General features: G+C 72.8%; 1 protein-coding gene and 1 pseudogene. Both read left to right on the top strand.

Features of this window, described 5'->3' with window-relative positions; all coding sequences use genetic code 11:
• The first annotated feature begins 67 nt into the window (after nt 1-67).
• Nucleotides 68-1,531, top strand: a complete 1,464-nt coding sequence (locus AA75_RS34400) for an APC family permease (RefSeq protein ID WP_033824280.1) — start codon at nt 68-70, stop codon at nt 1,529-1,531.
• A gap of 141 nt (nt 1,532-1,672) precedes the next feature.
• Nucleotides 1,673-2,440, top strand: a pseudogene (locus AA75_RS34395) (lysine 2,3-aminomutase); the annotation flags it as partial.

The raw sequence follows: 2,440 nt of genomic DNA, 5'->3' as shown, positions 1-2,440 counted from the left end.
GGGGAGGAGACTCGCGGTGACCTGCTCCGCGCCGCGGCGGAGCGGCGCGGCGGCGAGGGAGTCCGAGATGGCGGAGGCTTCGACGGGCGGGCCGCAGGGCGCAGGCACCGAGGGGACGGCCTACCGGCAGGAGTTGCGGCGTTCGCTCGGCTCCTTCCAGGTCTTCGCGATCTCCTTCGCGTTCATCTCGGTGGCGGTCGGCATCTTCGCGACCTTCGACGAGGTGCTGCAGACGGCCGGGCCGGTCGGGATCTGGCTGTGGACCGTCGCGGCGGTGGGGCAGACCCTGGTGGCCCTGGTGGTGGCGCAGTTCGCGGCCCGCATCCCGCTCAGCGGCTCCTCCTACCAGTGGGCGTCGCGGCTGGGCAGCCCCAGGGCCGGCTGGTGGTTCGGCTGGCTGACCTTCTGCTACCTGGCGATCGCCGTGGTGGCGCTCGACAACGCGCTGGCGAGCCTGGCCCTGATGCCGCTGGCCGGCCTCGCGGCGGACGAGGACACCGCGCGCCTGATCACCCTGGCGGTGCTGCTGGTCCAGGCGGTGGTCGCGATCGCCTCGACCCGGCTGGTCAGCTGGATCAACTCGGCCGCCGTGGGGCTGGAACTGACGCTGGTCGTGGTCGTCGCGGTCGCGCTGGTGGTCGCCGTACTGGTGACCGGTGACGGTTCGCCCGGCAACCTGGTCTCCCGGGGTGTGGCCGCGGGGTCCCCGGACTACTTCGCCGTCGGCGGCGGGCTGATGCTCTCGATGATCATGGGCCTTGCCACCCTGGTCGGCTTCGACTCCGCGGCCAACCTGGCCGAGGAGGCGAAGGACCCGTTCCGCAGCGTCCCGCGCGCGATCGTCGGATCGGTGGTGGCGGCCGGGATCCTCGGCATGCTGTTCCTGATCACGCTGACCGCCGCCATCGAGGACCTGCCCCGGATCAGCGCCGAGGGCTCCCCGGTGGCCGCGATCATGCGCGACCGGCTCGGACCGGTGGCGGAGAAGACGCTGCTGGCCGCCGTCTCGATCGCGTTCTTCGGCGCCGGGACCGTGGTGCTGGTCGCCTGCTCGCGGCTGATCTTCGCGATGTCCCGCGACGCGCGGTTCCCCGCCCACCGCTGGATGCGGCGGGTCAACCCCCGGACCCGGACCCCGATCCCGGCCACCCTGCTGATCCTCGCGCTCGGTGTCGTCCTGATGGTCGCGCTGCCGGGGGCGGCACTGCTGCAGCTGATCACCTCGTCGACGATCCTGCCGGCCCTGATCTACGGCGCGACGATCGTGCTCTACCTGGCCGTCCGAAGACGCCTGGACCGCCGGGCGGGCGCGTTCGACCTCGGACGCCTCGAACTGCCGGTCGCCGTCAGCGCCCTGGTGTGGACGCTGATCGCGCTCTTCGTGCTGGTGACCCCCGAGGACGCGCCGACCTCCGTGGTGATCGTGGCCGGACTGCTCCTGCTGGGCGGCCTGTTCTTCCTCGGCATGCTCGCCGCCGGCGGCCGGGCGCTGGAGGCGGTGCCCGAGGACGAGGACACGGCCGTGCGCTGACCCCGAGGGCGGTCCCCGGCGGCCCGCAGGCGGCCCGTTCCACCACCGATGTAGCGCCGATGCAGCGGGAATGCAGCCGGGATGCACCGGGGATGCGGTGGCGATGCAGGACGGATGTTCGAACGTTCGAGGCTGGGCGCCGTGACGACGACGACCCCCGCCGGGAACTCGACCGTGCTGTACGAGTACCGGCGCAGAGAGCTGATCGAGCCGGACTGGCGGCGGTTCCCGCTGTGGAGCCAGGTCACCGCCGAGGAGTGGCGCGACCCGCAGTGGCAGCGCGCGCACTGCGTCAAGAACGTGCGGCAGCTGCGGGAGGCGCTCGGCCCGGGCGCGGGCGAGACGTTCTACGAGGACGTCGCCCGCGACCAGGAGCAGTTCGCGACCATGTCGCTGCTGCTGCCCCCGCACGTGATCAACACCATGAGCCCGCACGGCCCGCCCACCCCCGACACCCTGTACGCCGACCCGGTGCGGCGCTACATGCTGCCGGCCGCCTCCGACCGCGACCCCGAGTGGCCCAGCCACCCGGTCGCCAGCCGCGACTCGCTGCACGAGGCCGACATGTGGGTGGCCGAGGGCCTGACCCACCGCTACCCCACCAAGGTGCTGGCCGAAGTGGTCGCCACCTGCCCGCAGTACTGCGGCCACTGCACCCGGATGGACCTGGTCGGCCCGGCCACCCCCGCCACCCCCAAGTACCGGTTCGCGCTCAAGCCCGGCGACCGCCTCGACCGGATCGTCGAGTACCTGCGGGCCACCCCCGCCGTCCGCGACGTGGTGGTCTCCGGCGGCGACACCGCCAACCTGCCCTGGCCCCGGCTGGAGGCCTTCCTGCTGCGGCTGCTCGACATCGAGAACATCCGCGACATCCGGATCGCCACCAAGGCCCTGGTCGGCCTGCCGCAG

This window comes from Kitasatospora sp. MBT63 (genome assembly GCF_000710465.2).
In the GTDB taxonomy this organism is placed as follows: Bacteria; Actinomycetota; Actinomycetes; order Streptomycetales; family Streptomycetaceae; genus Kitasatospora.
The sequence above is the reverse complement of the archived record's forward strand: the minus strand, read 5'-3'. Positions and strand labels throughout refer to the sequence as shown.

Excerpts from the sequence above, each read along its gene's own strand:
- AA75_RS34400 (WP_033824280.1), top strand. The coding sequence starts at position 68 with ATGGCGGAGGCTTCGACGGGCGGGCCGCAGGGCGCAGGCACCGAGGGG.